This is a genomic window from Solibacillus sp. FSL R5-0691 (assembly GCF_037974225.1).
GTDB lineage: Bacteria > Bacillota > Bacilli > Bacillales_A > Planococcaceae > Solibacillus.
The window spans coordinates 2,275,457-2,299,636 of sequence record NZ_CP150231.1; the positions used below are offsets into that span (position 1 = coordinate 2,275,457).

General features: G+C 40.9%; 29 protein-coding genes and 1 other annotated feature. Of the genes, 1 reads left to right on the forward strand and 28 read right to left on the reverse strand.

Annotated elements, in window-relative coordinates; genetic code table 11:
* Positions 1–81 precede the first annotated feature (81 nt).
* The 5 genes from queA to MKY51_RS11490 all read right to left on the reverse strand — a co-directional run bounded on the left by queA (position 82) and on the right by MKY51_RS11490 (position 4,840).
* Positions 82–1,119 (reverse strand): tRNA preQ1(34) S-adenosylmethionine ribosyltransferase-isomerase QueA, encoded by a 1,038-nt coding sequence (gene queA / locus MKY51_RS11470; RefSeq protein WP_339172161.1) that lies wholly within the window; start codon positions 1,117–1,119, stop codon positions 82–84.
* Positions 1,120–1,134: 15 nt separating this feature from the next.
* The gene (ruvB, locus tag MKY51_RS11475) at positions 1,135–2,139 is read right to left on the reverse strand and encodes a Holliday junction branch migration DNA helicase RuvB (protein ID WP_339172163.1); all 1,005 of its coding nucleotides are present in this window, start codon (positions 2,137–2,139) and stop codon (positions 1,135–1,137) included.
* Positions 2,140–2,154: 15 nt separating this feature from the next.
* Positions 2,155–2,775, reverse strand: coding sequence for a Holliday junction branch migration protein RuvA (gene ruvA / locus MKY51_RS11480; RefSeq protein WP_339172165.1), 621 nt, complete (start codon positions 2,773–2,775; stop codon positions 2,155–2,157).
* Positions 2,776–2,927: 152 nt separating this feature from the next.
* Complete coding sequence (locus MKY51_RS11485) at positions 2,928–3,710, reverse strand: phosphotransferase (RefSeq protein WP_339172167.1); 783 nt, start codon at positions 3,708–3,710, stop codon at positions 2,928–2,930.
* Between the two features lie 50 nt (positions 3,711–3,760).
* A complete protein-coding gene (locus MKY51_RS11490) occupies positions 3,761–4,840 on the reverse strand; it encodes a LysM peptidoglycan-binding domain-containing protein (RefSeq protein WP_339172168.1) in 1,080 nt (359 codons plus the stop codon).
* 103 nt (positions 4,841–4,943) lie between these two features.
* Here MKY51_RS11490 and MKY51_RS11495 point away from each other — a divergent pair, with 103 nt between their 5' ends.
* Positions 4,944–5,492 (forward strand): transcription repressor NadR, encoded by a 549-nt coding sequence (locus tag MKY51_RS11495; protein ID WP_339172170.1) that lies wholly within the window; start codon positions 4,944–4,946, stop codon positions 5,490–5,492.
* Between the two features lie 51 nt (positions 5,493–5,543).
* Here MKY51_RS11495 and MKY51_RS11500 read toward each other — a convergent pair whose 3' ends face one another.
* The 23 genes from MKY51_RS11500 to MKY51_RS11610 form a co-directional block, all read right to left on the reverse strand.
* Positions 5,544–6,836, reverse strand: coding sequence for an FtsW/RodA/SpoVE family cell cycle protein (locus tag MKY51_RS11500; RefSeq protein ID WP_339172172.1), 1,293 nt, complete (start codon positions 6,834–6,836; stop codon positions 5,544–5,546).
* Positions 6,826–7,221, reverse strand: coding sequence for a helix-turn-helix transcriptional regulator (locus tag MKY51_RS11505; protein ID WP_339172173.1), 396 nt, complete (start codon positions 7,219–7,221; stop codon positions 6,826–6,828). Before MKY51_RS11505 ends, MKY51_RS11500 begins: the two co-directional genes overlap by 11 nt.
* Positions 7,214–7,759 carry a sigma-70 family RNA polymerase sigma factor gene (locus MKY51_RS11510; RefSeq protein ID WP_339172174.1) on the reverse strand — a complete coding sequence of 182 codons (546 nt, stop codon included), beginning with the start codon at positions 7,757–7,759 and terminating at the stop codon, positions 7,214–7,216. Before MKY51_RS11510 ends, MKY51_RS11505 begins: the two co-directional genes overlap by 8 nt.
* A 452-nt stretch (positions 7,760–8,211) precedes the next feature.
* A complete protein-coding gene (locus tag MKY51_RS11515; protein WP_339172176.1) occupies positions 8,212–8,601 on the reverse strand; it encodes a thiol-disulfide oxidoreductase DCC family protein in 390 nt (129 codons plus the stop codon).
* Between the two features lie 10 nt (positions 8,602–8,611).
* Complete coding sequence (gene pheA, locus MKY51_RS11520; protein ID WP_339172177.1) at positions 8,612–9,484, reverse strand: prephenate dehydratase; 873 nt, start codon at positions 9,482–9,484, stop codon at positions 8,612–8,614.
* A 150-nt stretch (positions 9,485–9,634) separates the two neighbouring features.
* Positions 9,635–10,090, reverse strand: coding sequence for an ACT domain-containing protein (locus tag MKY51_RS11525; RefSeq protein ID WP_008405215.1), 456 nt, complete (start codon positions 10,088–10,090; stop codon positions 9,635–9,637).
* A 17-nt stretch (positions 10,091–10,107) separates the two neighbouring features.
* On the reverse strand, positions 10,108–11,397 hold the full coding sequence (obgE, locus tag MKY51_RS11530; protein ID WP_339172180.1) for a GTPase ObgE: 1,290 nt from the start codon (positions 11,395–11,397) through the stop codon (positions 10,108–10,110).
* A gap of 12 nt (positions 11,398–11,409) precedes the next feature.
* Complete coding sequence (locus MKY51_RS11535; RefSeq protein ID WP_339172181.1) at positions 11,410–11,925, reverse strand: Spo0B domain-containing protein; 516 nt, start codon at positions 11,923–11,925, stop codon at positions 11,410–11,412.
* Between the two features lie 204 nt (positions 11,926–12,129).
* Entirely contained in the window at positions 12,130–12,426 is a 297-nt protein-coding gene (rpmA, locus tag MKY51_RS11540; RefSeq protein ID WP_008405208.1) for a 50S ribosomal protein L27, read from the reverse strand.
* Positions 12,427–12,439: 13 nt separating this feature from the next.
* Positions 12,440–12,781, reverse strand: coding sequence for a ribosomal-processing cysteine protease Prp (locus MKY51_RS11545; RefSeq protein ID WP_339172183.1), 342 nt, complete (start codon positions 12,779–12,781; stop codon positions 12,440–12,442).
* A gap of 16 nt (positions 12,782–12,797) precedes the next feature.
* Positions 12,798–13,106, reverse strand: coding sequence for a 50S ribosomal protein L21 (gene rplU / locus MKY51_RS11550; protein ID WP_008405205.1), 309 nt, complete (start codon positions 13,104–13,106; stop codon positions 12,798–12,800).
* 14 nt (positions 13,107–13,120) lie between these two features.
* Positions 13,121–13,198, reverse strand: a sequence feature (ribosomal protein L21 leader region).
* A gap of 45 nt (positions 13,199–13,243) precedes the next feature.
* Positions 13,244–13,855, reverse strand: a complete 612-nt coding sequence (locus MKY51_RS11555) for a M50 family metallopeptidase (RefSeq protein WP_339172186.1) — start codon at positions 13,853–13,855, stop codon at positions 13,244–13,246.
* The gene (locus MKY51_RS11560; protein ID WP_339172187.1) at positions 13,856–14,395 is read right to left on the reverse strand and encodes a hypothetical protein; all 540 of its coding nucleotides are present in this window, start codon (positions 14,393–14,395) and stop codon (positions 13,856–13,858) included.
* 362 nt (positions 14,396–14,757) lie between these two features.
* A complete protein-coding gene (gene minD / locus MKY51_RS11565; protein WP_339176622.1) occupies positions 14,758–15,555 on the reverse strand; it encodes a septum site-determining protein MinD in 798 nt (265 codons plus the stop codon).
* A gap of 87 nt (positions 15,556–15,642) precedes the next feature.
* Positions 15,643–16,311 carry a septum site-determining protein MinC gene (locus MKY51_RS11570; protein ID WP_339172190.1) on the reverse strand — a complete coding sequence of 223 codons (669 nt, stop codon included), beginning with the start codon at positions 16,309–16,311 and terminating at the stop codon, positions 15,643–15,645.
* Between the two features lie 91 nt (positions 16,312–16,402).
* Positions 16,403–16,921, reverse strand: coding sequence for a rod shape-determining protein MreD (gene mreD, locus MKY51_RS11575; RefSeq protein ID WP_339172191.1), 519 nt, complete (start codon positions 16,919–16,921; stop codon positions 16,403–16,405).
* A complete protein-coding gene (mreC, locus tag MKY51_RS11580; protein ID WP_339172193.1) occupies positions 16,921–17,838 on the reverse strand; it encodes a rod shape-determining protein MreC in 918 nt (305 codons plus the stop codon). Before mreC ends, mreD begins: the two co-directional genes overlap by 1 nt.
* 12 nt (positions 17,839–17,850) lie before the next feature.
* Positions 17,851–18,867 carry a rod shape-determining protein gene (locus MKY51_RS11585; RefSeq protein ID WP_079528052.1) on the reverse strand — a complete coding sequence of 339 codons (1,017 nt, stop codon included), beginning with the start codon at positions 18,865–18,867 and terminating at the stop codon, positions 17,851–17,853.
* A gap of 580 nt (positions 18,868–19,447) precedes the next feature.
* Positions 19,448–20,149: a DNA repair protein RadC gene (gene radC, locus MKY51_RS11590; RefSeq protein WP_339172196.1), complete on the reverse strand. Its 702-nt coding sequence runs from the start codon at positions 20,147–20,149 to the stop codon at positions 19,448–19,450.
* A gap of 11 nt (positions 20,150–20,160) precedes the next feature.
* Entirely contained in the window at positions 20,161–20,754 is a 594-nt protein-coding gene (locus MKY51_RS11595) for a Maf family protein (protein WP_339172199.1), read from the reverse strand.
* Positions 20,755–20,859: 105 nt separating this feature from the next.
* Entirely contained in the window at positions 20,860–21,459 is a 600-nt protein-coding gene (locus tag MKY51_RS11600) for a translation initiation factor 2 (RefSeq protein WP_339176623.1), read from the reverse strand.
* A 188-nt stretch (positions 21,460–21,647) separates the two neighbouring features.
* Positions 21,648–22,892 (reverse strand): folylpolyglutamate synthase/dihydrofolate synthase family protein, encoded by a 1,245-nt coding sequence (locus MKY51_RS11605; protein WP_339172201.1) that lies wholly within the window; start codon positions 22,890–22,892, stop codon positions 21,648–21,650.
* Complete coding sequence (locus tag MKY51_RS11610; protein WP_339172203.1) at positions 22,889–24,160, reverse strand: folylpolyglutamate synthase/dihydrofolate synthase family protein; 1,272 nt, start codon at positions 24,158–24,160, stop codon at positions 22,889–22,891. Before MKY51_RS11610 ends, MKY51_RS11605 begins: the two co-directional genes overlap by 4 nt.
* Between the last annotated feature and the right edge of the window lie 20 nt (positions 24,161–24,180).

The window sequence follows — 24,180 nt, forward strand, 5'->3', positions numbered from 1 at the left end:
TACTTCGAATGAAAACACCTACTAAATTTAGTAGGTGTTGCACAAATTATTATTGTATATAGGTTTTGATTTAATTGCAAATTACTTAGCCGGGCGGATAAACATGGCATCGCCAAAGCTGAAGAATCGGTATTTTTCCTTAACCGCTTGTTCATAGGCGTTCATTATTGTTTCTTTCGATGCAAGTGCGCTGACAAGCATGACTAATGTCGACTTCGGTAAATGGAAGTTTGTAATGAGTCCATCGATTGCTTTATATTCATAACCCGGATAAATGAAAATATTTGTCCATCCCTGAGAAGCGACAATTTTCCCATCATTTCTCGATGCAACCGTTTCAAGTGTACGAGTGGAAGTTGTCCCTACCGAGATCACCTTGCCTCCCGCTTGTTTAACACGTTCGATTACAGCAGCTGCCTCTTCCGTCACACTGTAAAATTCAGAGTGCATATCATGGTCCTCAATCGAATCCACACTCACAGGACGGAATGTGCCAAGACCTACGTGCAATGTAATAAATACAACTTCGACACCTTTTGCTTTAATCGCCTCAAGTAAAGGTTGTGTAAAATGCAGACCCGCTGTTGGTGCAGCTGCAGACCCGCGCTCTTTCGCAAATACCGTTTGATAACGATCTTGGTCATCCAACTTTTCACGGATATATGGCGGTAACGGCATTTCACCAAGCTGATCTAAAATCTCATAAAAGATCCCGTCGTATGTGAATTTGAATGTACGGCCGCCGTGCTCAAGCTCACCTGTACAAGTCGCCGTCAATAGTCCGTCACCAAATGTCACGACAGTGCCTATTTTCACACGCTTCGCTGGCTTTACTAGCGTCTCCCACTCATCTTCATTTGTCTGTTTTAACAGCAATAATTCAATGTTCGCACCCGTATCAGCTTTAACACCCATTAAGCGTGCCGGCAATACGCGTGTATCATTCAATACTAAACAATCTCCGGCATTTAACTCATCCAAAATATGACCGAATGTGTGATGCTCCACTTCCAATGAGTTTGGATTTACTACCATTAGACGACTCGCTGTACGGTCCAACAATGGTGTTTGGGCAATTAATTCTTCTGGTAAATAAAAATCAAAATCTTCTACTTTCACGTTTAAAACTTCCTTCTATTCATTTTGTGTCGGCGGGTAACCGAAATGGTCGTAACATAGATTTGTCGCAATTCGGCCGCGTGGTGTTCGTTGGATAAATCCGATTTGCAGTAAATATGGTTCATATACATCTTCAATCGTAATGCGCTCTTCTCCAATCGATGCTGCTAATGCATCCAATCCGACAGGTCCGCCGCCGAATCGTTCAATCATTGACTGCATCAGCTTATGATCGATATGATCCAGTCCACGAGGGTCAACTTGCAGCAGTTCCAGTGCCTGTTCAGCCAGACTTGTGGAAACAATGCCATCTGCCAGTACTTGGGCGTAGTCCCGGACCCTTTTTAACAATCGGTTTGCAATACGAGGTGTCCCTCGGGATCTGCGTGCAATTTCAAATGCGGCATGCTTATCGAGTTGAACACCGAACAATTCACCGGACCGGATAACAATTTCAGCGAGTGACTGTTCATCATAATATTCCAGGCGGGATAATACACCAAAACGGTCACGAAGTGGAGCAGATAAAGCGCCAGCTCTCGTTGTTGCACCGACAAGAGTAAATGGCGGCAATTCCAATCGGATCGAACGGGCTTCAGGACCTTTTCCGACAACGATATCAAGACAGTAATCTTCCATCGCCGAATAGAGCACCTCTTCTATCGCTCTAGGCAGGCGATGAATTTCATCGATAAAAAGGACATCCCCTGCTTCAAGGGAGCTTAAAATCGCTGCTAGATCGCCAGGCCGCTCAATTGCAGGACCGCTCGTCATTTTCACATTTACATCCATCTCATTGGCAATAACGATTGCTAACGTCGTCTTACCTAAACCTGGTGGTCCATAAAGGAGAACATGGTCAAGACTTTCCTGACGTAGCTTAGCGGCCTCGATAAAGATTTTCAGGTTTTCCTTCACTTTATCCTGGCCTATGTATTGCGCTAGACGTTGCGGTCTTAAAGAAAGCTCAAACTGCTCTTCGGCATCTGTTGCTTCACCAGAAAGTACACGGTCTGACATGATTCTCACTCCTTTTTATTTCAATTTCAACAACAGCTTCAATGCCTGCTTAATATAGGCGTCTGTTGTCGTTAACTTTTCATCTTCACTTAATTGCGGTCTGATCTTATCTAATTCTTTTTCTGAATAGCCTAATGCCATAAGTGCCAGCATCGCTTCCTGCAATTCATGTTCATTCGGATTCACGCCGAACAACGGCAGCTCATTTTCCGCGCTCGGTAACTCGACGTGATCAAGCAGCATATCCAGTTTCCCCTTCAAATCGAGAATCATTTGACGTGCTGTTTTCTTTCCGACACCCGGGAAACGGATTAAAAATGCTTCATCTTCCATTTCAATTGCCTGGATGACTGAAGTTGGATTTCCGCTCGCTAAAATAGCAAGCGCACCTTTTGGACCGATGCCTGATACTTGAATCAGTTTTTTAAATAATTCACGTTGCTCCAAACTATTAAACCCATATAGATTTTGTGCATCTTCACGTACTTGCAATGACACATAGATCTGCTGTTCACTTGCAGACGTACGGAATGCAAATGGATTTGGTGTATACAGCATCCAGCCGATTCCTTGCTGCTCCAATACAATATATTCCGGGGTAACCCTAGTAACCTGTCCTTTTAAATAATCATACATCGTTTATCCCTCACATTTCACGCTCTATTATAGCATAAGAACTGTGAATTACCGAACGTATGTTGCATCAAAAAAGAAAAGACCGTCCTTGAAGACAGCCTTTAATAGTTTATCATATTCTTCTCCATCTCACATCGATTATAAACTGCCAATTAGTTTTGCAATGTATCAATCTGTCTTGCAAAAGAATCATAATGTTTCATCCAGTCATATACAATCGATTGAATAAATGGATAGCAGGAAAGCTTTTGCCGGTCGCTGAGTTTCAAATAGTATAAACATTCCCTTAATATTTCATTCGGGAAAAACAGATAGTGAAGCTTTTCCTGCGCTTTATGCAAATATTGATGGTCATTTACAAGTGGCTGAACTTCATATTGAACATGTGGCAATACACGATGAAGCCATAAAATAATTTCATCTGACGCCTCTCCTAAAGAGGCTAAATCAAAATCGATAAGTTTCACATCTTCACCACGTAGCATCACATTATGATGAACAACATCCCCATGTAAAATCGTTGGCTTTTCACTCGGCACTGTAATTTGAGCCATTAAACCTAAGGCATAGGAAGCATGATTGACTAAAATATCATAATTGCTTTTTAGTAAACGTCTCAATTCTCTTTCATGATTGATAAAACGCTCGAATCTCCTCGTCCATTTCTCCTGTAATTGATACGTGGACAAGATGCCCAATTCCGCCCAAGGAATGACTTCATTTGTTTCATGCAGTTTTTCGATAGCATGGAGGGAAAGCTGCTGATGTTCAAAACGTTTATACTCAGCACTTTTCCCCTCAAACCAAAACTGCTTTATTATATGCTTCTCTTCATTTTCAACAAGTGGAATATGATATGGAAATTGTATATTTTCAAGCTCTCGGTGAACCGCTTTAACTTTCTGCGCAACAAAACCATTTTCATAATACTTCATAAAAAAGGACCCTTTATGTGTATCCCACTTCCAGCAATTTTCCTTAATTACTATTGACATGATTTCGGCGGGTGTGGCATTTGTTGCATTTGAGGCATCGTATTTGCTGGATATGGCATCATCTGCTGCATTGTATTTTCAGGATACGGCATCGGCATCATATGTGGGTGACAAGGGTTTGGTTGACGCATCATGTGGTCAATTTCTTCATAATACTGATGTACTAGGTGATCCTTATCCTGACAATGATCTCTCTTTAATGATGACTCTTCGTGGCAAATCGGCTGCATCTGCATTTGCATCGGCATCGACATTGGCATTGGCTCCATATACATATTTGGTTGCATCTGCATTGGGGATTCCATTGCCATTTGATTACATTTCGAACAACCCGGCATTTGCGGCATTGGCATCGGCATTGGCATTGGCTGCATATGCATTGGATATTCCATTGCCATTTGATGACATTTTGAACATACAGGCATTTGAGGCATTGGCATTGGCATTGGCATCGGCATATGGTGACATGTTGGACATACCGGCATTTGCGGCATTGGCATCGGCATTGGTTGGATATATTGCGGTTGCTCGATAAAAATTGGTTGCTGTGGTTGCTGCGGAGGTTGTTGAGCAACCGGTTGCTGTGGTGTCGGCATTGGTTGCGGTACTGTCACCGTATTTTCGAATGTCGGCTGAACATGTACATGTGTTTGCCAATTCGGCATTGGCATCGGCTGCGGCTGCGGTTGCTGGAAATAAATAATATCCCCTTGCCAAATCGGTTTTTGCGGTTGTGGCATTGGCATCGGAGCCGGTGTTGGAGCCGGTGCTGGTGCTGGTGCCGGCTTAACTTGCTCTTTTTTCGGCGCTGGCGCTGGGGCTGGAGCCGGTTTTGGCGCTGGCGCCGGTGTTGGTACCGGTTGCTCTTTAACAGACTTTGGCTGTTCCTTCACTGGTTGCTGCACTTCTTTTTTCGTAGTCGTGTCCGGTAAATAGATTTCCATTCCCGGAACAATATAGTCAGGGTTTGCTAAATGGGCATTTAATCGCTTTAACTCATCAAAGCCAACCGCGTATTGCTTCGCGATTTTCCACAAAGTGTCTCCCTTTTGTACAATATGAACGCGCACTTCTTTCCTCCTTTTCTCGTAATAGCATATGCACAAATTGTGCTATTGCCACAATGTTCACGCTTAGCAAACGGTAAATATGATAAGATAAAAAGGAACTGGTATGCTAATTGAGGTGAAGATATTGAAAAAATTATTAGGTGAAGAACGTCGTCTGGAACTGCTCGCATTGTTAAAAAATGCTGAACAGCCGATGACGGGTACAGATTTGGCGAAGCATACAAATGTTTCAAGACAAGTTATCGTCAATGATATGAATTTATTGAAAGCACGAAATGAACCGATTGTAGCAACAAGCCAAGGGTATATTTATATGCACAATGTCCAGCAAACACGCCTTCAGCGAAAAATTGTGTGTATGCACAATCCAAATGAAGCTAAAGAAGAACTTTTCATATTGGTCGATTGTGGCGTGACCGTCGAAAGCGTTATTGTCGAACATCCGGTATATGGAGAAATTACCGCTTCGATTATGGTTTCGAACCGTTTGGAAGTTGAGCATTTTGTGAAACGTGTGCAGGAAACGAACGCCCTGTATCTATCTGCATTAACGGACGGTACACACTTGCACGTCATTAGCTCGACTTCTGAAGAAAGCCTGAACCTGGCCGAAGAGAAATTACGCCAGCGCGGCTTCTTAATTGAAAACTAAGTTAAAACAGCTTATTCAAAAGACACTCGTCGATGAATAAGCTGTTTTTCATTATGAATAATTCCGTTGTACTCCATATCCGGTGAATGTTTTCCTGCGATATACACTTAGTGCAATCCCGATGACAAACGAATTTAATAATAGAGAAGTAAAACCATAACTGATAAAAGGAAGCGCCAATCCGATAATCGGCAGCCAGCCAAGGATCATCGCAACAGAATAGCCAAACTGCATGCAGTAAAAAGAGACTGCTCCAATTACAAGCATTTTCCCATAGGAACGGGGTAATCGGTTCACTTTCCAAAGTATACGAACGGCAACGGCAAATAATACCGAAACGACGGCAATTCCTGCAATATATCCGAATTTCTGAATAAGCAGTACTAAAGCGAAGTCGGTATGCCCTTCCGGAATATAACGAATCGTCTCCGCGCCAAACCATCCTGCTTCATTTAATGCATTTTTAACTGCCAAATAAACATAGCCTTCCTCTGTCGGATAACTGGCCGGATCCAAATATGCGTATAGCCGCACAAGCTGGTAATCATGCAACCGGGGTATAATGAGGAACATGCTGCTCGCTATGAACCCGCTTACCGCTAAACTTGTTACTATTTTTGCCTTGGCGGAATAATCACTGACAAAAAATAAAACCGTCACTCCCCCAGCATACAGGAAAGCTGCTATCAGGCTTGGCGCACTTAAAATAAACCATAACGGCAAAACAAATAAGACGATTAACTGCCAGCTTTTAAATTTCCCCTGCGTAAAAAAACCTGCCCAGGCAATGAACAGCATTGGCAAAACGGTCAAAGCCTGAATCTGTATCGGTCCTGCCATTAAATAGCTTTGCCCCTGCACTCTAACTGTCGGGAAATAACTTAATACCATTAACAGAATAAGTGCACCAAAATATAGAGCGAGACTGAATCGTTCCATCTTCCGATAATCGGTATACATCAGGACGGCAATCAATATTACGGCAAATACAAGATGCAGCCATTTACCTCGAATAAAATGATCGGTCATATCGGCTCCAAAAAAGATGGTACTGTCAAATGTTACTAGCGGGATAAAACTTGCACCTAAAAGAATGGCCACTAAACCGATTAATAGCCAGTCAACTTTCGGCCGGTGAATTTTATCCATCGATTTTCCGATTTCAGAAGGCGACCCCATTTCTTCAATTGCTTTTCGCTCTGCTTCCTCCGCTGTATACCCTTTTTTCATCCATGCATTTTTCGAATGTTCTAGATGTTGCTTTAATTCATCATATACATGAACCTGAGCTTCCTTCGATCGAATAAAGGCAGTGACTTTTCTTAAGAAGCTTTCACTCTGCATGCATGCGCACCCCCAGTAAACGTTCCTTCAAAGTCAGTTTCACATGACCTTCTTGCTGTAATTGTTTTTTACCGGCCTTCGTTAGCTCGTAACGCTTAACACCGTCATCCCAACTGGCAAGCACAAGTCCATCGTTTTCCTGTTCATGTAGAATGGAATAGATCATGCCCTCATTGTTGACAACATCCTGTACTCCCCTTACATGGAGTAACTGCGTAATTTCAATACCGGACTTCGCTTCGAAAAGAAGTGATAGAATCATTTTTTTCAACTCATCGACGTTTAACTGACGCTGAACATGTTGCTTGTGCTGCTCTGTGAATTTCGTGCCGGAAAATGCAGTGCGATCCATCGCTGTTTTCAAATTTTTTAAACGATCATCCATTTTCTTCACGCTCCAGATGTTTTTTTAATAGCTGCTTCCCTTTTCGAAGCCTCGTTTTTACGGTGTTTTCATTAATTTGCAATACATCGGCCATTTCCTTCATCGTCCGATCTTCGTAATAGCATAAATAAATAACTTCACGGTATTTGACCGGCAGCGCCATGACCGCCTTTACTAAATCAGCATCTTCCTGCTGCTGGATGACTTCCTGTTCTACGGAATGGCTGCTTTCCACTTGCATAAACACTTCATCATCTTTTGCTTCGACATTTTTGGCATACCAGCTTTTCAGATAATCTTTCGAATGGTTAATGGCAATGCGCCAAAGCCACGTTTTTAACGACGAGCCATACTGAAATGTTGGAAGTGACCTGTAGCATTTCACGAAAATTTCCTGTGTCAGATCCTCGGCAACCGAGTTGTTATGTACATATTGCATGACAAGCTTTAATACGTCTTCTCCGTACTGTTGCATAAGTTCATCTATAATCGCTTCATTTGATAAGTTAACGGTATCATTGATTAAGTAACTTTCCACCGGAATACCTCCTTTCAACAATTAGACGAGCCCCGATATGGGAAAGTTTGATTTCTATAACGGAAATTCTAATATATTTGAAGATCTTCTAATATAAATTTTTATCTTCTAATAAAATGGCAGTTTTCTAATATACTGGCCGGATGTGCTAATATAATTTCTTATTTTCTAATATCATTGCCGGATGTTCAAATATCCGCATGAGATGTTCTAATATCTTGCACCAATCTTCTAATATAAACGGTACGCCTATTTTTTTCGCCCCTATACGGACAAAAAATCCGGAGTACGTATTCAAATTTCCCCAAAGTTCTAATATCCTCTTCACATGTTCGAATAAACGCCACCATTGTTCTAATAACCGGCAAGATTGTTCTAATAAAATCTCCCCCGACAACTTCCGAACAAATAAAAAGCGCACTCTGCATGAAAGCAAAGTGCACCTGTACATCTTATAAAAAACGTTTACGCTGTTCTGGTGACGGTAACATGCATTCCTGCTTTTTCCCGAACCATTTGTAGCGGTTTTTGGCAATCCAGCGATACACAAGATCGCGAACCGGCTTCGGTACAACGATAAATACATAAAACAACTTCCAAAAACCTGATAAATTTCGTGTAATCTTAAGTGCGGCCGTCGATTCCGTATAATGCCGGTCATTTTCTATAAACACAATACTGTCCGTTGTTTCCGGCACATCATACTTTTTCAACAAAGCTGCTCCAACATCACTTTGTAGCGAGGCAAACTGAAATAATGCATTCGGGTCACGTTTAATAATAAACTGGACGCTCGCATCGCAGAAATTGCACTCTCCATCAAATAATAAGATTCGCTTCATGCTTTTCACCTCATTCTGGTGTGACGTATGTATAATAGGTTCCGAGTGACTTCACCTTACATCCGAGCGCAATCAGTTCTTCCACCGCGCCTTTCATCATCGGTTCCTCTTCATCTGCTAGTATATCAGTTATGAAGAAATAATTCCCGAGTCCGGTTTTAAGTGGACGCGATTCAATCTTGCTCAAGTTCAGTTTACGCCATGCAAATACCGAAAGTACTTGATGAAGCGCCCCTGATACATCTGTCGGCAATGTCAGCATAAATGTCGTTTTTGGCTGTGCGTGAAGCGGGACTAAGCCATGCTTTATATTTTGCTTCGATAAAACGAAGAACCGCGTATGATTAAAATGGAAATCATGAATATTTTTTTCGAGTATATGTAAATTATATTTCTCAGCGGCAGAAAGGTTCGCAACAGCGGCGATACAGCGGTCTTCCGTTTGGGAAACAAGTTCTGCTGCGGCGGCAGTTGAAGAATACGATGTTTGTCTTACTCCTCCATGATTATAATATAAATATTTATGACACTGTGCCAAAGCATGCGGATGTGAATAAATCTCTTCGATTGCCTCGCTATTTTCCGCAAATTTTTTATTAACTAATAAATGCTGCTGGATTTTTGACATGACTTCGGCTGTAACAAAAAGCTCGGATTCATGGAACAAATAGTCAACTGTCAGCGGAACAGATCCTTCCAGCGCATTTTCAACTGGTACAACGGCCAGCTCGACTTTCCCCTCCGATACAGCTTCGATACATTCCGGAATGGACTTGTACGGAATATGCCAATCATTCGGAAACAGACCTTTTGTCGCTAAATATGTAAATGATGCTTCCGGACCTAGGTAAGCAATTCTTTTTTCCCAATTTTTTTCTGACATAAAAAAGCACCTCTATTATAAGTTCTAAATTTTCTGGAAATTTATCCTAAAAAGAAAGCTGTCCAATATGCCCTGAAACTTATTGGACAGCAAATTTTATTTATTTTCTGATGCCATTGCCATTACATAGGACATCTCACTTTAAGTAAGTTAAAATGCGCCTGAACTGATTACTTCAGCAGATTCGATAAATTCAAGCTGATTCAAGCTTCGAATAAGTTCATCCAGCTCATAAGACATGCTTGTCACATCTAAAGAAAGCGTCACATTGGCACGTCCTTGAATTGGGATCGTCTGGTGAATCGTCAGTACATTGCAATGGGCATCAGATACAGTTTCGAGTAATTTGGCAAGTGTACCTTTTCGGTCTTGCAATTGAATGAAAACCGTTAAAATACGCTCTTGCACAATCGAATGGAAAGGAAAAACTGCATCACGATATTTATAAAATGCGCTGCGAGATAAATCCACTTCTTTTACCGCATCCCAAATGGATGAAACAGATCCTTTTTGCAATAATTGTTTTGCTTCCAATGTTTTTTGCATCGCATCTGTCAGGACATCTTCACGCACTAAATAATATCGCTGATTTGCTACGTTTTTCATCGTCATCCCCCACTTAATTAGTCGACAAAGTCAAATTCGAATTCCATTAAACGAACAGTATCGCCATTTTGAGCACCGCGTTTACGTAACTCTTCATCGACACCCATCGCACGTAACTGGCGAGCAAAGCGTCGAATACCGTCTTCACGGCTGAAGTCCGTCATTTTGAATAGGCGTTCGATTGTGTATCCTGAAAGTACGTATGCACCATCATCATCACGTGTAATTTCGAAGTCGCCCCCTTGGCCTTCATGCTTGTACATTACTACCGCATCTGATTCTTCTTCAAGTACATCATGTAATAAGAACTCAGGTGTTACTTCTAAAAGATCCGCAATTTCAAATAGCAATGGCTTTAAACCTTGACGGGAAACGGCTGAAATCGGGAAGATTTTTACATCTTCGCCTACTTTCTTTTTAAACTCTTCCAAGTTCTCTTCCGCATTCGGCATATCCATTTTGTTCGCAACGATAATTTGAGGACGCTCAAGTAATCGTAAATTATATTGTTCAAGCTCATTGTTGATTGTTACATAATCATCATAAGGTTCGCGGCCTTCCATACCGGACATATCAATTACGTGTACGATGACACGTGTACGCTCGATGTGACGCAGGAACTGCATCCCTAATCCGACACCTTGGTGTGCGCCTTCGATTAGACCAGGTAAATCCGCCATTGCGAATGAACGGCCATCATCTGTTTCCACCATACCTAAGTTCGGTACGATCGTTGTAAAGTGGTAAGCACCGATTTTAGGTTTTGCAGAAGAAACTACCGATAGTAATGTTGATTTACCTACTGAAGGGAAACCAACCAATCCAACATCCGCTAATACTTTCAATTCTAAAATTACTTCCAGTTCCTGACCTGGTTCACCTTTTTCGGCTAATTCCGGTGCAGGGTTAGAAGGTGTTGCAAAACGGCAGTTACCGCGTCCGCCACGGCCCGCTTTAGCAATAATCGCTTGTTGGCCATGTTCAACTAAATCGGCAATGACTGTTTTTGTTTCTGCATTCATTACAACTGTCCCTGGTGGCACCTTAACGATTAAATCTTCTGCACGACGACCGTGCATCCCTTTACTCATTCCGTGCTCTCCACGTTCAGCTTTGAAGTGACGTTTGTAACGGAAATCCATTAACGTACGTAAACCTTCTTCAACTTCAAATACTACGTTACCGCCACGTGCTCCATCTCCACCTGCCGGACCACCATTCGGTACATACTTTTCACGGCGGAATGCAACCATTCCATCCCCGCCGTCTCCACCTTTAACATAAATCTTAACGTGATCGACAAACATTTCTTTCACTCCTCATATGTGAAGAACATATTTCCAACTTGTATCCGTTTGTTCATATGTTTCCACATTAAAAATATTCTGTTCTATTGAAAATGGCGACTGTTCCCATTTTCCCTTTAAATGAAATGAAATATTCCATTTATCTTCATATGTTTCGATGTTTAACAGTAATTGATGCTCTTCATATGGATCAAGCTTGTCGTAAACATGAATAATTGTGTTTTCCAAGTATTGAACAATCGCTTCATCGTACTTGCTTTGTATTGGTGCATTTACATCACTCGTCATGCTTAGTTGTAAAGCCGGATAACGCCAGCAAAGGGTCTGAAGCCATTCGACTGTTTCCTTTATATGGAGACGATTGATGTTCGAAAGCATTTTACAATGTTCAGACTGGTCAAAAATCACCTTTTTCGCTTCATCCACTCGTCCTAAATCCAGGTTCATCTGGATTAAATGAAGCTGATTCAAATAATCGTGATTTGCAAAGCGCAATGCTTCACTTACAGTTAATTTCGAAACGGTCATTTCACACACTCCGTATTACAGTATTATTAGTATAACAAGTTTTTTATTAGTTTTCCTTCCATACTCCATACTCATGACATATTCAATACTTAAGAAAAGTTCAATCATCCATTTGCATTACTTGAAGGCATCGTTAATCATCAATAATTTGTGCAAAAACTTAAAAAAAGGACTGCAATAAATGCAGTCCTTTCATTGCAAGAATTATGCTTCTTGAGCTGTAGGGTATACAGATACTTTTTTCTTGTCGCGACCATAGCGTTCAAATTTAACAACGCCGTCAACTTTTGCGAATAATGTATCGTCACCACCGCGGCCTACGTTTGTACCTGGGTAAATTTTTGTACCGCGTTGACGGTAAAGAATTGAACCACCAGTAACGAATTGACCATCAGCGCGTTTAGCACCAAGGCGTTTAGACTCAGAGTCACGTCCGTTTTTAGTAGAACCTACACCTTTTTTAGATGCGAAGAATTGAAGATCTAAAGTTAATAATAACATTCTGTTCCACCTCCTAGATCATTTTATATTTCAATTCGATATATTCTGAATAGCTTGCAGTCATTGTATAGAACTGTGTCACCATTGTGTTCAGAATAACTTGTAATTTAGCGTCTGTTTCATCATTCAGTTCAGCTTGCGGAATAGTCACTTTTAAGTAACCGCCTTCAGCACCTTGTTCGATTTCAGGAGTAACTCCTGTAATTTGCGGGATTGCGTTTACTGCACCGAAGGCAACAGCAGAAGCACCTGCACAAACTAAATCTCGACCATAGACATCCGATAAAGCATGTCCTGAAATTTCAAATCCATACGATTTACGATTATCATCACTATAAATAGTTACTGTAATCATGTCCATCACCTACTTATTAAGCGTTGATTGCTTCAACTACTAATTTAGTGTATGGTTGACGGTGACCTTGCTTACGACGGTAGTTCTTTTTCGCTTTAAGTTTGAAAACAGTAATTTTCTTTTGCTTACCTTCTTTAACAACTTTCGCTGTTACAGTAGCGCCAGCAACAGTTGGAGCTCCAACTTTAACTGTTTCTCCACCTACGAATAAAACTTTGTCAAAAGTTACGATTTCGTCAGCAGCCACACCTAGTTTTTCAACATAGATTTCTTGACCTGCTTCAACTTTGATTTGTTTTCCACCAGTTTCGATAATTGCGTACATTAAAATGCACCTCCTCTTAGACTCAGACTCGCCCGGAATTGCAGGTGACCTATAAAGGTACTTAAACCTGTTCAGCGCGGTTGCAGTAGCACGGGTGCTACAAACAATAACATTAAAATACTACCACATCGAAATTATCAAGTCAACCGCTTCATTACTATTTTCTCAAAAGCAGCGCGGTATTTCCGATATTTCCAATCTCCAATAACTTTGCTCCATAAAAAGAGGCTAATAATTACTAAAGATAATGATTGCGGCAATAAATATAATAGTACGATAATTGTTCCCGTAAGTAAATAAAAAGAAGCCGTTAAATAAAATTCGAAAATTTTAGAAAACGGCTGCCGTTTCAAAATGCTGTAACATATTATTCTCCCACCATCGAGTGGCCAAATCGGAACAAGATTAATAGCAAGAATAAAGAGCTGCACTTCTATTAATTTAGCACTCAGCATATCAGGCAGAAATAAACTGATGAAGATTCCGAGACATGTTGCAACAGGTCCTCCAATAGCAATGATGATCAGCTGATTATAGGATAACTGCAGTTCATCCTTAATCGTCATTTCCCCGCCGTACGGAACAATTTTACATTGCGTTATTTTCGCTCCGACGAGTTTTGCAGCAATAAAATGACCTAACTCATGAAATAAAAGCGAAACAATAATAACGCTGTATAAAGCGATATCTCCATATAAAACAATTGATAAGAGCAGTAACAAAAACAATGGATGAATCGTAACTTTCATCTAAATCGGCTGTTCCTTTAGCCAGCGAATCGTTTCTTCCATATTCAACACTTGCCCGTCACGTTCGATCTGAATGTAGAGTTCCCCGCTTTTTTTCGTTGCGACTATCGTTCCTTTTGTTACGGTCGTGTACGGTAATACATAGAAGTCGTCCACAAATCCGAATGTAACCGTATCGCCTGTATCATAAACAACCGAGACCGTTTTCCCGTTATACTTTGTATGGCCCGTAAATACAATCATCCCATCATACAATGCATTTAATACAAACGGTTCATCATACACGAGTAAATATCCGTCATTAAAACGATCAATCGTCTCAAAAAGCTGTAACTGATTAATCGATACATCTGCACTAACAGGGAGCTGCTGGTCTTCTTTAGATAACATATTCACAACCGCTTTTCGCATCATGACTAAATCATCCGAACTGTAGACAATGGAATGGATGACACGTTTTGTAGCGAGATCCCCATAATAATTACAGCTATAAATAACAACAAAGACAATACTCGCGATGAGCCACTGCCATTTTTTCAAGCTCACCATCCAATCTTTTTGCACTATTATATGTCAGGAATGACAATACAATTCAAGAAAGCCTGTACATAGAAACAAAAGCGCTAAAGCCCTTTCAGCTCCGAGTGGGCAAAACGCCACATCCATGTGGCATGCCCCCAATGACTCACATCGTGTGAGCCGCAAGACTTGGAGGGCCCGACGCAAAAGTAAACGCTTCACCACTTTTGCATGAGGGACCGAAATGACCGAGGAGCTGGCGCTTTAGCCTAGACGGGAAGTAACCCTGTTTCAAAGTGATCCACAATGCCAAAACTCTTTAATTTCCTTAACAGAAAAAAAGCTGTAAAGAATAATTGAATCTATCCCATACAGCTGACTTCTTATTTAAATAATGCTTTCAGTTTCGCGAAAACGCCTTTTGGCTGATCATCTTCCAAGGACATTAGCGGCACAGAATCCCCTAATATACGGCGTGCGATATTACGGTATCCCAATGATGCTTTGTTGTTCGGATTCATGACAATTGGTTCACCTTTGTTGGATGAACTGATAACATCTTCACTATCGACGATGATTCCCAATAAATCAATCGATAAATGAGTCGTTACTTCTGTAATATCCATTGCATCTCCGGTGTTCATCAAACTTTTACGGATTCGGTTAATAATAAGCTTTGGCGGTTCAATCGGCTCCTGCTCAAGCAATCCGATAATTCGATCCGCATCTCTTACTGCAGAAATTTCAGGTGTCGTCACAACGATGGCACGATCCGCACCAGCAACCGCATTGCGGTAGCCTTGCTCAATACCAGCAGGACAATCAATTAAAATATAGTCAAACTCACGCTTCAACTCATCAATCAAAGCTTTCATCTGTTCAGGGTTGATGGCGTTTTTGTCTGTATTTTGGGCAGCAGGCATCAAGTATAGACGTTCATCTACACGCTTGTCTTTTACTAATGCCTGATGCATTTTACAACGCCCTTCAATTACGTCCACTAAATCATAAATGATCCGATTTTCCAAGCCTAATATAACGTCTAAATTACGCAGTCCGATATCCGTATCGACTAGACAAACTTTCTTACCTTGAAGTGCCAATGCCGTTCCTAGGTTTGCAGTCGTAGTAGTTTTCCCTACTCCACCTTTTCCTGAAGTTATAACGATTGCTTCTCCCACATTAGCGGCCCCTTCCTTATATAAGGTAGCTTTTTGAGCTCCAGTATCATCAATATTCTTAGAGAATAATAATTCTTCATCACTCATTTAGCTTCCTCCTTTGAATGTTGATAAATTCGGTCGTACATTTCTTATTTCCTGGATTCTGTCATATGCTATTACATTGTTTTCTCCAAGATAGGCAAAAATTTGATCGGTATTGTCTAATATATATTGCGACTCGTTCGTCATTACTTCCACATAATTCCCAATTAATATATGTGTCGGTTCAAAATGTGACGCGGATACAATTGCTTGTTCATTGCCACCCATTCCTGCATGCACAATGCCCTTTAACTTACCCGCAATATGTACATTACCCCCTGCCTCAATACGTCCGTTAGGATTCACATCTCCTAACACAAGTATATCACCCGTTACACGAATTGTTTGTCCGGAACGCACTATGCCTACAAATGTTTCTAAGCGACTTGTCTCTAGGAGTTTATGGCTTTCTTCCAATGTAATGACATCACTTTGGATCTTTTTTACACATAGTTTTTGCTGTCCTTCCACAATTTCAGTGAGCTGGTCTTTTTGCTCTTGTGTACAGTAACGTTTTCCTAAGTGCAGTTGTACATCTATTTTACCATCAAGATGGCCGTCTGTAACTTTTTTTCCAAGTTCTTCTACCAACTCAGCAAAAGAACATTGGTCATCCAAACGTAGTACTAACCCATCTTTTGTTCCTTTAATATGGATAAGTTGTTTTTTCATAGCTTTTTCAAGTCACCTCGCGCTACATAATAACGAAAAGAAAACAAACGGATTATCGGTCCGTTTTGTTTCTTTTCGTTTTTTTAAAATGCTATTGTGCCCGTTGAAATACACGAGCGCTAAGACAATATTTAAACGCCCATGCAAGCATTATCAAAAATAATAGATTACCAATTGTTGTCGGAACTAATCGATTTACTAGAAACGGCTGAAGCGCCATCGTTGTAAATTGAAGCATATAGAAAAATTCATATACAACAAATTCGAAAACAATCATTAGCAATATTGCCAAAATCGTAGAAAATACTAAATGTGGATGAACACGTTTTACACACCATGCCGCAATATAGCAGATCGCGGGATATAAAACTGTATATAGACCAATAATATTAATATAAAACACATCAAAACAAAGTCCAAAAATAAGACCATAAATCATCGCTTTTTTTCGGCTGTAATAAATGGATAGAAAAATTAAATATAAAATTAAAAAACGCGGAATCAAATAATAGATTCCTTCGCCGAACTGCAATGGAGAGAAGACGGCGAATTCAGATTCCAGCAAAAACAGCAAGACAGCAACGAAGCCAATTAAAAATCGAGCGAGCATTACTTATCCCCCTCATTTTCATCGGCTGGTCCATTTACTAGATCTTCATTTGTATTGCCCCCGTCAGACCCATCTACCGAAATTGTTTTGCGCTTAGCAATTATAACATGTTCGATCATTGAAAAATCTGCTGCTGGTTTGACATAGGCCATTTTCGTTAAACCGAAATCATCCGTTGTTACTTCAGTAATCTCACCGATCAGGATACCTTTCGGGAAGATTCCACCGAGTCCGGAAGACAAGACTTTTCCGCCTTCTTTCAGATCAACTTTAGAATCGATACGCTTTAATAATAATTCGTTACGCTCAACGTCATACCCTTCTACTAAACCATGAATTTCCCTATTCTTTTCATCATGGACTACTGCTGATACACGATAGTTTTCATTATTCGTATAAAGCAACTCCACTTCAGAAGTATAAGGTGTTGCGATGACAATTTTACCAACTAGCCCTCGAGAAGTCATAACAGCCATGTTTTTTTCAACACCATGTGCTGTCCCTTTATTTAAAATAATTTTTTCTTCCCACTGATCAGGGTTTCTCGCGATGACCGTCGCCTGAATTGGGTCGAAATCACGCAAACTTTCCTCGATTGATGCGAGTTCACGCAATGAAGAATTTTCTGCCTTTAATGTGCTTACCTCCGCCTTTAGGACGGCAAAGTCTTCTAGACGCATTTTTAAGCGCTGGTTCTCTTCATACGTATTTAACAGCGAATCAATATTGCTAAAAATACCTGTTATGTAATTAGCCGGCTTTGCGACAAGCGATTGTGCAAAGCCAACTGTATCTTTAATAATTTTCTCGGGTAATGTTGCGTTATGACGATCACGTAAAGAGAAACCAATCAATGCCACTAGAAAAATCACGCTTACTAATAGGACAATTAACTTTTTATTAGAAAAATGTGGCACTGCCAGTCCTCCTTACTTCAATTGTTGCGCGCGAATTAAAGCGATGTTGTCTAATGCTTTACCCGTACCGATTGCAACACAATCCAACGGATCTTCAGCAATAAATACAGGCATTTTTGTTTCATCGCTGATTACTTTATCTAAGTTGCGTAATAATGCACCACCGCCTGTTAAAACAATGCCGCGCTCCATTACGTCTGCAGATAATTCAGGTGGTGTTTGTTCCAATGTTTTCTTAACGCCATCTAAAATTACTACGATTGCTTCATGTAATGATTTTGAAATTTCATCTGATGTAATTTCAATTGTTTTTGGTAAACCTGTTAACAGGTCACGTCCGCGAATTTCCATCGTTTCAGCAGGTCCTTCAGCACGTGCCGTACCGATTTCAACCTTGATGCTTTCCGCCGTACGTTCACCAATAGTTAAGTTATATGTTTTACGGATGTAGGCAATGATTGACTGATCCATTGCATCACCACCAACACGTACTGATTCACTTGTTACAATACCGCCAAGAGAAATAACAGCAACTTCAGTTGTACCGCCACCGATATCAACTACCATCGAACCTGTTGGCTCCCATACAGGTAAGTTTGCACCGATTGCCGCAGCAAATGGTTCTTCAATTGTAAATGCTTCTTTTGCGCCCGCTTGACGGCTTGCATCAATAACAGCACGTTGCTCAACTGAAGTAATACCATATGGCACACAAATCATGACATTCGGTTTCTTCCAGTTAGACCCTGATGCTTTCATTGCTTCTTTTAAATAATATTGGATCATTGCTGTTGTAATTTCAAAATCAGCAATAACGCCATCTTTCATCGGGCGGATAGCCACGATAGAACCCGGTGTACGACCGATCATATTTTTTGCGTCATTTCCGACTGCTACAATATCGCCTGTTTTTGTATTTTTCGCGACTACTGAAGGTTCACGTAATACAATTCCTTTACCTTTTACAAATACTAATGTATTAGCTGTGCCAAGATCGATCCCGACATCTTTATTCCCTAATCCAAACAAATTAAGTACTCCCTTTCTTATTAAAACGATTTCTAATTTATGATGCTAGCAAAATCATACGCTCTATTATAACGAATTCCATCAAAAAATTATAGTGTTACTAGCACCGAATCGCGACTTTTGTCGAATGTTTTTTTCTGCAACACTACTTTACTATTGTATTTCTATTTGCGTTACGAGACAAATAAAATTAATATGTAAGATTTAACAAAATCGCCACATACTTATGACGAATATAACAGATAAAAGTTGCGATTGCGAAAATTGTCGACGAATTTTTAAATCCGTAATAATTGTTATCGCAATGTAATAATTCCTAATTATAAAATAACTACAATCATGAGACATAATTCAAAACACCATTTTTTCTTTTTAAGAAAAAATGGTGTTTTTTCACTGTCCGTATTAATGATTTCCATTCCGGGACGCTTTCCGCGGGCACGGCCTGAGCCTGTAGTCTCAGGCGTCGTGCTTTTCCCGCTGGAGTCGCCCTCCATTCCAATCAATTTTATAAAGTATTCGTTTCTTTTATAAGAGTTATTGAACTTTCTCTATAAAATTTCTACGTTTGTCCAGTTACCTAGAAATATCCTTTTTCCTTCATGCTTATAAACTGATGATCGCCAATGATGACGTGGTCGAGCAAATCGACTCCGACTATTTTACCGGCTTCATAAAGTCTTGTCGTGACATCGATATCTTCCGGGCTTGGGGTCGGGATGCCGCTTGGATGGTTGTGGGAACAAATGATAGAAGCAGCGGAACGTTTTACAGCTTCGCGAAAAATTTCCCGTGGATGGACGATGCTTGCATTTAAACTCCCAACAAAAATGGTTTGCTTATGGAGCACCTGATTTTTTACGTTAAGAAAAAGACAGACAAAATGTTCCTGCTGTAATGACGTCATATCCTGCATTAAGAAGGTAGCTGCATCTTCCGGCGAGCGAATTGTAAACCGCTCTTCCAAATCTTTGGATGCGAGTCTTCTTCCCAGTTCGATCGCAGCAAGCAGCAAAACTGCCTTCGCTTCCCCAATCCCTTTAATCTCGGTCATTTCTTCAAGTGTTGCATGCTTTAAATTATGCAATTTCTCGAAGTTGATCAATACCCGATTGGCTACTGTCAATACAGACTCTCTTTTTGTTCCGGTACCGAGCAATATAGCAATAAGCTCCTGGTTCGACAGACTTTTTGCGCCTTGGCGGATGAGGCGTTCTCGCGGGCGGTCCGCTTCATGCACGTCATGGATTTTCATATTTAATAACGGTTGTTGGACCGTCATTTACATCACTCCTAAAATGGTAGTTTTAGTAGTTGTAATGTAAGCATTTTTTGCACTAATGTAGCAATCGGTAAACCGACGACATTATTGTAGTCGCCTTCAATACGGTCAACGAGCATGGCGCCACTCGTCTGAATTCCGTATCCGCCTGCTTTATCAAAAGGATCTCCCGTCTGAACATAGGCCTTGATCATCTGCGGGGAAATAGCTTTAAACAGCACCGATGTGACTTCAACAAATGTATGCTCAGTTCCATCCGGTAAAATCAGAGCTACAGCAGTCATCACTTCATGCCGTTTTCCTGCAAGTTTCGTTAAATGCTCTATAGCTTCTTCTTCCGAAACTGGCTTGTGCAGTATTTGGTCATTAAATACAACAATTGTATCCGCTCCGATAATACAATGGCCAGGACATTTTTTAGCCACATCACGCGCTTTCAATAATGCCACTTCTGTCACATATTCATGAACCGTATCGCCAGTGACACTTGTTTCGACAACATCACTTGTCACAATTTCAAACGGGACGTTCAGCATTTGGAGCAATTCCTTTCTCCGTGGTGATGCAGAAGCTAATATAAGTTGTTCATTAGTAGTAAAATTCATTTCCAATCCTCCTACACTCTATAGTAACTGAGAAAAGGAAATTTGAACAACAGCCAACTCCACTTCTATATATGAGAAAACACGATTTCTTGAAGTTTCCACCGATTAAAATGACACTTTCAAGCAATCAAGACTCTCAAAATAATTTATAAACATATGGAGACGAACAACATTCGGATTCGTGGAAAGCTTTGAAACTTCGGTCATTACTCCTGGCCAGTCTTCCGGCACCTGTTGTTTGTCAACTGATTCTGTCTCTTCTGTCGAGAACAGTTTTGAATCTTTCAATGTAACCGGCAGCTGCAGTTCTGCAGGATTCGGACAGCTGCTCGCAATCGTAATTTTTTTATAAAAACCTGTCGGCACTATCGTTAATGCCGTTTCCACTTTTTCAGTATCCAGTCGTGACCAGACAAAATATTGTTCGCCCACCTTAACGACGGCGGCTTTATTCAATGTAGGATAAGTCCCCAAAAATTGTGCTGCACTATCAAAATTTGAAAAAACACCATGCTGCAATGCAAAATACTCTTGCTGTACTTGCTGCTCCTCAGGTGTTTGAACAGTTGTCGGGATTGTTTCTGCAGCTTCTTCGGTTGTTGAAGGTAGTTGCAGTATAAAAACAAATAGTATGACGCCAGCAAGCCCTGTAATACTTCCAATGAACATTGCTTGAAAAATGGCATTATTCCTTAAAGCTTTCATCGTTGCCACAGCTCCATCTCTTTTTCATACAACCATAGCAAAATAACGATAAAAAAAGAGGAGACTGCTGTCGCCTCCTTCTAAAAAGTTTTCGCTATTATTCTTCTTTATTTGCAGCCCGCTTATGTTCTTTCAAATAGCCCTATATCGCAATATACAAGCTTTTACCAAGTTTGGTCATTAAGTATTCATTGCATATTTCGTCGAATTTCACTCAGTAAATAAAGCGAACCGGTAACAATCCGTACGGTTTCACCTAGTACTGGGCCCTGTAAAAATTCATTTACGTCATCAACGATATGTTTTTCCATCGCCTGACTATGATCGTAAAGAGTCATTGCCTGCATTGCCCGTTCATTATGAATATTGGCGAAATAAAAAGCATCCCCGACTTCTTCCAATAACTGCAATATTGTTTTAACATCCTTGTCCGCAAGTAAACCGATGACAAACTCGATTCGCTTCCCGGGAAAATGTTCTTTTACCGTATCGATCAATGACTGGATACTAGCAGGATTATGTGCTCCGTCAAAATATAGGTTCGGTCGGATTTGTTCAAAACGCCCGGCAAGTTTTGCATTATTCACACCCGTGCGGATCTTTTGATCATCTATCGGCAATTCAAACTTCTTTAACACTTCCAAAAATGCTGTAATGGCCAATGCCATATTAAGTCCTTGGTGTTGCCCTAATAACTGACGGTGCAAGTCCGTAATGTTTAGTTGCAGTAGCGGATATATGTATGCCTCTTCTTCATTTTTTGAAATGAAAAAGTCGGTACCGAACTTGAATAACGGCACATTTTTCTGAGCGGCTTCCTTTTCGAAAACTTCGGTAACCTCGTCTGTCATCTGTCCTATGACCGCTGGACGGTTCTCTTTCAATATTCCGGCTTTGTGATACGCGATACTCGTTAATGTATTGCCTAAAAAATTCGTATGTTCCAAAGCGATGCTCGGGACAACCGAGACAATCGGTGTCACCACATTTGTGCTGTCTTCCCTGCCGCCCATACCTGCTTCGATTAACACTAAGTCCGGCTTTTGCTCGGCAAAGTATAAAAGCGCAACAGCCGTTAATAGCTCAAAGTCCGTCAGTCTTCCGCTAAGTCCGGCTTTTGCCAACTGCTGAAACATCCTGTCCATCTGCTCATTTGTGATGGAACGGCCATTAATCTGGATTTGATCATGAACATCTACAATACAAGGCGACATAAACTTCCCGACTGATAACCCGTACTCTCGTGCCATCCCTTCAATAAAAGCGAGTGTTGAACCTTTACCGTTCGTTCCTGCTAAATGAACTACATTCAGCTGTTTTTCAGGTTGTCCAAGCAGACGAAGCGCGGATTCAATAGCATCCAAACCCGGCTTGATCGCTCGTTCACTTTCCACTTGCCAACGCTCTTTGTATACATCCAGTAACGGAATCATGAAATCCAACCTCTCTCTGCAAAATAACTGCGCACTTCAGCGATAAAATATAAAGACCCGGTAATAACGAGCAGCTCATCTTCAGCCAAATGATTCATCTCTTTTTCAATTAGCTCCTGCCAGTCCGAATGCATAAACTTATTTGGATGTGCGCTTTGCTCATATAGCTGCTTTGCTGTCGCCGCACGCGGCAAGCTAATTTGTGTGAAGTGCATTTCCGATGCGACATCATCCATTAAATTTATACTGACACCATGGTCCTTATCCTGTAATGCCGCGTACACAAACTTCACTTTATGCTGTGGTGCCGTTTCCTTTAATGTATTTATGAGCGCTGTCGTCCCTTCCGAATTATGAGCTCCATCCAAAATTATATTGGGGCGCACTCTTTCAAAACGGCCTTCCCACTTCGCATGCTGCAAGGCCAACCTTACTTTTTGCGCATTAAATGACGCGAGGTATAATTTTGCTGCCGTAATGGCAAGCGCGGCATTCGCCATTTGATGTTCCCCTGCCATCGCAAGCTCAATTTCCTCGATCATGACATTTCCACGGTAATCAAAATAGGTACCTTTTTGATTTTCCACATGAAAGTGTTCTCCCAATGTATAGATTGGAGCATGAAGCTGTGCTGCCGTTTGCCGAATGACCGCGAGCGCTTCGGCATTTTTCACTCCGACAACGACCGGCTTACCTAGCTTAATAATCCCGGCTTTTTCTGCGGCGATTTCGGCATATGTCTCCCCGAGCATATCCGTATGCTCAAGCGATATTGTTGTAATGACACTTACTTCAGGCGTCACAACATTTGTCGAGTCCAAACGCCCGCCAATACCGGTTTCCAGCAATGCGATATCCAACTGCTGCTCTGAAAAGTATTTTAGGGCAAGCAATGTCACGAACTCAAAAAAGCTCGGGAATTTCCCGTCCAATTTATTTTCAATAACTTCCGCAAGCTCATTTGCAATTCGTAAAAAGTCTTCATCTGAAATTTGCTGTTTATTGATTGTCACCCGTTCATTTGCACGCTCAAGATGCGGAGAGATAAAGGCACCCACCGTTAAGCCATGCTCCATAAAAATCTCCCTTGTTGCATTTAATGTTGAACCTTTGCCATTGGAGCCGGCAAAATGGATAAATTTAGTTTTTTGTTCCGGATTGCCAAGCGCATCGAGGATGATCTTCGCTGACTGTAATGGCTCACCTTTAGATTGGCTTGCTTTTAATTTAAATATAAAATCTGTGCATTGCTCCATCGTTTGAAACATTATGTTCTCTCCCTAATACG

Bases quoted from the DNA above. Each gene is read 5' to 3' on its own strand.
- MKY51_RS11485 (WP_339172167.1), bottom strand. From the start codon at position 3,710: ATGAAGTATTATGAAAATGGTTTTGTTGCGCAGAAAGTTAAAGCGGTT.
- MKY51_RS11610 (WP_339172203.1), bottom strand. From the start codon at position 24,160: ATGTTTCAAACGATGGAGCAATGCACAGATTTTATATTTAAATTAAAA.
- pheA (WP_339172177.1), bottom strand. From the start codon at position 9,484: ATGTCAGAAAAAAATTGGGAAAAAAGAATTGCTTACCTAGGTCCGGAA.
- MKY51_RS11595 (WP_339172199.1), bottom strand. From the start codon at position 20,754: ATGAATTTTACTACTAATGAACAACTTATATTAGCTTCTGCATCACCA.
- ruvA (WP_339172165.1), bottom strand. From the start codon at position 2,775: ATGTATGATTATTTAAAAGGACAGGTTACTAGGGTTACCCCGGAATAT.
- MKY51_RS11500 (WP_339172172.1), bottom strand. From the start codon at position 6,836: ATGCAGAGTGAAAGCTTCTTAAGAAAAGTCACTGCCTTTATTCGATCG.
- MKY51_RS11535 (WP_339172181.1), bottom strand. From the start codon at position 11,925: ATGACCGTTTCGAAATTAACTGTAAGTGAAGCATTGCGCTTTGCAAAT.
- MKY51_RS11515 (WP_339172176.1), bottom strand. From the start codon at position 8,601: ATGAAGCGAATCTTATTATTTGATGGAGAGTGCAATTTCTGCGATGCG.
- MKY51_RS11495 (WP_339172170.1), top strand. From the start codon at position 4,944: ATGCTAATTGAGGTGAAGATATTGAAAAAATTATTAGGTGAAGAACGT.
- rplU (WP_008405205.1), bottom strand. From the start codon at position 13,106: ATGTACGCAATTATCGAAACTGGTGGAAAACAAATCAAAGTTGAAGCA.
- MKY51_RS11545 (WP_339172183.1), bottom strand. From the start codon at position 12,781: ATGATTACAGTAACTATTTATAGTGATGATAATCGTAAATCGTATGGA.
- MKY51_RS11505 (WP_339172173.1), bottom strand. From the start codon at position 7,221: ATGGATGATCGTTTAAAAAATTTGAAAACAGCGATGGATCGCACTGCA.
- MKY51_RS11555 (WP_339172186.1), bottom strand. From the start codon at position 13,855: ATGAAAGTTACGATTCATCCATTGTTTTTGTTACTGCTCTTATCAATT.
- MKY51_RS11605 (WP_339172201.1), bottom strand. From the start codon at position 22,892: ATGATTCCGTTACTGGATGTATACAAAGAGCGTTGGCAAGTGGAAAGT.
- radC (WP_339172196.1), bottom strand. From the start codon at position 20,149: ATGACGGTCCAACAACCGTTATTAAATATGAAAATCCATGACGTGCAT.
- mreD (WP_339172191.1), bottom strand. From the start codon at position 16,921: ATGCTCGCTCGATTTTTAATTGGCTTCGTTGCTGTCTTGCTGTTTTTG.
- MKY51_RS11600 (WP_339176623.1), bottom strand. From the start codon at position 21,459: ATGAAAGCTTTAAGGAATAATGCCATTTTTCAAGCAATGTTCATTGGA.
- ruvB (WP_339172163.1), bottom strand. From the start codon at position 2,139: ATGTCAGACCGTGTACTTTCTGGTGAAGCAACAGATGCCGAAGAGCAG.
- obgE (WP_339172180.1), bottom strand. From the start codon at position 11,397: ATGTTTGTCGATCACGTTAAGATTTATGTTAAAGGTGGAGACGGCGGG.
- MKY51_RS11525 (WP_008405215.1), bottom strand. From the start codon at position 10,090: ATGAAAAACGTAGCAAATCAGCGATATTATTTAGTGCGTGAAGATGTC.
- MKY51_RS11570 (WP_339172190.1), bottom strand. From the start codon at position 16,311: ATGAAAAAACAACTTATCCATATTAAAGGAACAAAAGATGGGTTAGTA.
- rpmA (WP_008405208.1), bottom strand. From the start codon at position 12,426: ATGTTATTATTAACTTTAGATCTTCAATTCTTCGCATCTAAAAAAGGT.